The 4547-nt window shown below is 70.2% G+C and carries 4 protein-coding genes; 1 reads left to right on the top strand and 3 read right to left on the bottom strand.

Annotated elements, in window-relative coordinates:
• Window positions 1–85 precede the first annotated feature (85 nt).
• On the bottom strand, window positions 86–637 hold the full coding sequence (locus tag AB0I89_RS33680) for a DUF6230 family protein (RefSeq protein WP_357134900.1): 552 nt from the start codon (window positions 635–637) through the stop codon (window positions 86–88).
• 440 nt (window positions 638–1077) lie between these two features.
• A complete protein-coding gene (gene nudC / locus AB0I89_RS33675; RefSeq protein WP_357134898.1) occupies window positions 1078–1998 on the bottom strand; it encodes an NAD(+) diphosphatase in 921 nt (306 codons plus the stop codon).
• A gap of 181 nt (window positions 1999–2179) precedes the next feature.
• Between nudC and AB0I89_RS33670 the strand changes: the two genes are divergently transcribed.
• Window positions 2180–4009: a VanW family protein gene (locus AB0I89_RS33670; protein WP_357134896.1), complete on the top strand. Its 1830-nt coding sequence runs from the start codon at window positions 2180–2182 to the stop codon at window positions 4007–4009.
• Here the strand turns inward: AB0I89_RS33670 and AB0I89_RS33665 are convergent.
• The gene (locus tag AB0I89_RS33665; protein WP_357134894.1) at window positions 3982–4236 is read right to left on the bottom strand and encodes a hypothetical protein; all 255 of its coding nucleotides are present in this window, start codon (window positions 4234–4236) and stop codon (window positions 3982–3984) included. The genes AB0I89_RS33670 and AB0I89_RS33665 overlap by 28 nt on opposite strands.
• Window positions 4237–4547: the final 311 nt, after the last annotated feature.

Raw genomic sequence — 4547 nt, 5'->3', positions numbered from 1 at the left:
CACCGGTCCGGCGCGGGGGGGTTTTGGGGGGGGCCTGCCCGGCGGGGGGGGGGGGGCGCCCCTCGCGAGCCTCGGCGGCGTCAGCTCAGAAGCATTCCTTGGCCTCAGCGCCGACGTTGACCTTCAACTTGAGTCCGGTCAGCGTGAAGGTGCCGGCGGTGGTATAGCGGGCAACCTGCTCAAGGTCCTTGATGTTCACGTGCGTGGCGTCCTGGCCGAACGAGCCGGCCGGAGCCGGGCCGAGGTCACTGGCGTCCTTACCGATGTTGATGTCGGTGAACTCGGCGTCACCCTCGAGCGACTCCATCGCGATCAGCAGGTTCTTGGCCACGGCCTCCTTGCCGGGGGCGTCGCCGGCGTTGATGGTCAGCACGATCTTGGGCAGGCCAGGAATGGAGGCGTCGACCGACTGGCACAGCTTGGTCAGGTGGGCCTCGCCGATCTCCGACATGGCCACCGGGACGATCTTGCCGTCCTTGGTGGTCACGATGCCGCCGTACTGCTTGAAGCCCTTCCCGTCGAGCTCGGAGGCGGAGATCTTGAACGGCTTGCCGGCGACGGTGATGTTGGCGGCGATGGCGCCGTTGGCCATACCGAAGACGATGCCGCCGACGGCGACCGCAGCGGGAACCATCATGGCGGCGAAGCGACGCCAGCGGGTGCCACCCTGCGCCTGACGGGTTTCCGAATCCTTCACGGGTCCTCCTCGAACCGGGGGTCACCGATCGCAGTCGCGACTCGGGACTACGGGAAAGCACGTGGCCGCTGCGTCCCGCTCCGGGGGATGGGTCGGCGGATCGCGCAGTGTGCGGATTGGATGCTCTCGCGAAGCGACGTACCTCACAAGGGCGCTGCTACTGGCCGGTAACCCGCGCTCGGCGTCAAGATTTCTGACCGTCACCGTCAGTCAGGTCTACGCCGACCCGCTCCCGCGACAAACCATCGAAATTGGGGCGGATGACTCCAGAATCTTCACCAGCGGTAGTTGCTGCACAGCATTGTTACATTTACGTAACGCCGGGCTGAAAAGCCGCTGAAGACGACCCCGAACTCATCCGTACGGCTGAGCCCGCAAGGTCAGCGCGCCTCGGCGAGCCAGTCCGTCAGCAGCCGGTGGTCGATCGAGTCCACCCGGCCGAGCCGGCGACCTGCCGCGACCCGCTCCCGTAGCTCCTCCCGGGTGAACCAGCGCGCCTGGAGCAACTCCACGCCGTCCACGCGTACCTCGTCGGACGTCGCCGTGGCCCGGAAGCCCACCATCAGCCCGGCGGGGAACGGCCACGCCTGCGACCCCTGGTAGGTCACGTCGGTGACGGTGATCCCGGCCTCCTCGGCCATCTCCCGGCGGACCGCGTCCTCCAGGCTCTCACCCACCTCCACGAAGCCCGCCAACGTCGAGTAGGAGTCCTCGGCCGCCCCCGCGTGCCGGGCGAGCAGGCAACGGCCGGCCGAGCCGGGCGCCTCGACCAGCACGATGATCGCCGGTTCGATGCGGGGGAACAGCAACCGACCGCACTCCGCGCCGGAACAGGTCCGCACGTGGCCGCCACCACCGGCGACGGCCACCGCGCCGCACGTGCCGCAGTGACGCTGCTGCCGGTGCCAGTGCAGCAACCCCCGCGCGTACGCCTGGGTCGCCGCGCCCGCCGGGTCGAGTCGCCCGACCAGCGCCCGTACGTCGACGGCCCGCGCCGCCCCCGCCATCTCGACGGCGGCGGCCTCACCGAGACCGGAGAGGTCCACGGCGAACACCGCGACGTCCCCGTCGAGCCCCAGGAACACGGTCTCCGCGGCAGCCGACCGGACGAGTGACGCGCGGTCGGCCGTCAGCCGGACCGGACCGTCTCCGTCGACGAGACAACGGTCCCGCCACAGCGGCAGCACCACCGTCGCCGGGTCGTCGAGCAACGCGTCCAGCCGAGCCGGGTCGGTGCGTAACGCGCCCGCCCGGTCCAACCAACCCCCGCCGTACGCCAACACCCGCTCCGCAGCGTCCACCCCGCCACCGTGCCACGCCTGTCCCCCGGCGCGGGCACCGACCCCACGCCCCCGCGACACGCCGGGCGACACGCGGTGGCAGCACCGAACGGGCACAGCCCGCGCGGACGGCCGGCCATTGGTTACCGTGGTGTCCTCCGGGAGGGGGGACCTCCCGCGGCACCTGGCGATCGAGGTTGCAGTGACGCTGTACGGCGACAATCGTCCACCCGTCGACGACCGGCCGACCGTGCAGGTCACGGCAGTCACCTGGCCGGACGACGAGCCGGACGTTGTCACACCGGCGACGGCCACCGCCACGGGCGAGCCGGACAACAGCGGCCGCCGTCCACGCCGCGTACGGATGCTGCTCGGCGCGGGCATCACCGGCGGCGTCCTCGCCGCCGTCGCGGGTGCCGGCGCCTGGGCGTACGCCGGTGACGTGCCCCGGGGCACCAGCGTGCTCGGCACCGAGCTGGGCGGTCGGAGCCGCAGCGCGGCCGACCGGGAGTTGCGGGCAGAGCTGGAGCGGCGGGCCGCAGCCCTCGCCGCGCCCCTGCGGATCACGGTCGGGGAGCGCACCGCCGAGATCAATCCGGCCGACGTGGGACTGGCGGTCGATGTGGCGGCCACGGTTGCGGCAGCGGCCGAGGCCCAAGCGCACCCGGTCAGTCGGCTGGTCGGCTCCCGTACCGTCGAACCGGTCGTCACCGTCGACGCGCCCCGCCTGGACGCGGCCCTGCGCACGGCGCTCGGCGACCAGGTCCGTCCGATGACGATGCCGGCCATCTCCTACCAGGGGACCACACCCAAGGTCGTACGCCCCAAGCCCGGTCTCGCCTTCGACCCGCAGCGCTCGGTCGACGCCGTCCGGGCCGGCTGGCTCGCCGGCACGCCGGTCACCGTGCCACTGGTGGAGAGCCAGCCGGCGACCACCGCCGAGGAGGTGGACCGGCTGGTCGCCGAACTGGCCAAGCCGGCCGTCTCCGCACCGGTCACCCTGCGCACCGACCGGGGCTCGGTGCAGGTGCCACCGGCGGTCATCGCGAAGAGCCTCCGCTTCACCGCCGACAAGACCGGCAAGCTCACTCCGGCGGTGGACGTCAAGCGACTGCGGACGGCCCTCGGCGACAAGCTGAACGCGATCGAGGTGCCGCCGAAGGACGCCACGATGACCATCGCCGACGGCCGTCCCACGGTCGTGGACGGGCGCGCCGGGCAGCAGCTCGACACCGCCACACTGAGCCGCGACCTGTTGGCGGTGCTACCGAAGCCCGACGGACGCGAGGTGACCGGAGAGCTGAGGGAGACGCCGCCGGAGGTGACCACGGAGAAGCTGGCCGCTCTGGGCATCAAGGAACGGGTGTCCACCTTCACCACGCGCTTCACCGGCGGAATGGCGTCGCCGCGCAGCCAGAACATCGCCACCATCGCCAAGAAGGTGGACGGCACGGTCGTGCTGCCCGGCAAGATGTTCTCCCTCAACGGGCACACCGGCGAGCGGGGTTACGCCCAGGGCTACCAGGACGCGCCGGTCATCCTGGACGGCAAGCTGGTGCCCGGCGTCGGGGGTGGCACTTCGCAGTTCACGACCACCCTCTTCAACGCCACCTACTACGCCGGCCTCCAGGACGTGGAGCACAAACCCCACTCGTACTGGTTCGACAGGTACCCGGCCGTCATCGAGTCGACAATCTTCTGGCCGAACCTGGACTTCAAGTTCCGCAACAACACCGAGTACGGCCTGCTCATCGACACGTCGTACACGTCGAGCTCGGTGACCGTCTCCATCTGGAGCACGAAGATCTACGACAGCGTCAAGACGGAGTACGGCCCGCGCCGCAACACCACCACGCCGAAGCTCATCCACCTCGAGCCCGGCCCGAAGTGCATTCCCAGCAACGGCATCAACGGCTTCACCCAGGACGCCTTCCGGGTCATCAAGAAGGACGGCGTGGTGGTCAAGCGGGAGAAGTTCACCTGGCGCTACGACGCCGAGCCGCGCTACGTCTGCGGCCCCAAGCCCTCCTGAGCCCGCCCGTCGGAGTCGTCGGCAGCCGACCTCGGCGTCATACGCTGCTCCTGTACGCGGATCTCCGCGCGGTAGCGCGTCGCCGCCGGATGCCACATCTCCTCGAACGGCCCCATGACCTCGCCACCGACACCGCGGCGGCGACCGCGTACGCCCAGCCACCACAGCCCGGCCAGCACGACAGCCACGCAACAGCCAAAGACGAGAAGAATCAGCACGTCCCCCACAGACCGACCCTAAGTCCAGTAGCCACCCACCGAAGCCCCGCCGACCCCTCCACGTGCCCCGGCGCCCCTCCCCGGGCGCGTTGATCATGAAGTTGTTGCCACTGTCACCGGCGTGTCCTGGCAGTAACTTCATGATCACCGGCGCTGAACAGAGCCCGGGGGCGCGGGACAAGGGGTGGGGTTCTTCTTGGGGGGAATGCAGGAATGGCCACCCCGATAGGGGTGGCCATTCCTGAAAGATTGTCCGGCGGTGTCCTACTCTCCCACACCCTCACGAGTGCAGTACCATCGGCGCTGGAGGGCTTAGCTTC

It is taken from the genome of Micromonospora sp. NPDC049801 (assembly GCF_040656575.1).
Taxonomy (GTDB): domain Bacteria; phylum Actinomycetota; class Actinomycetes; order Mycobacteriales; family Micromonosporaceae; genus Micromonospora.
The sequence above is the reverse complement of the archived record's forward strand: the minus strand, read 5'-3'. Positions and strand labels throughout refer to the sequence as shown.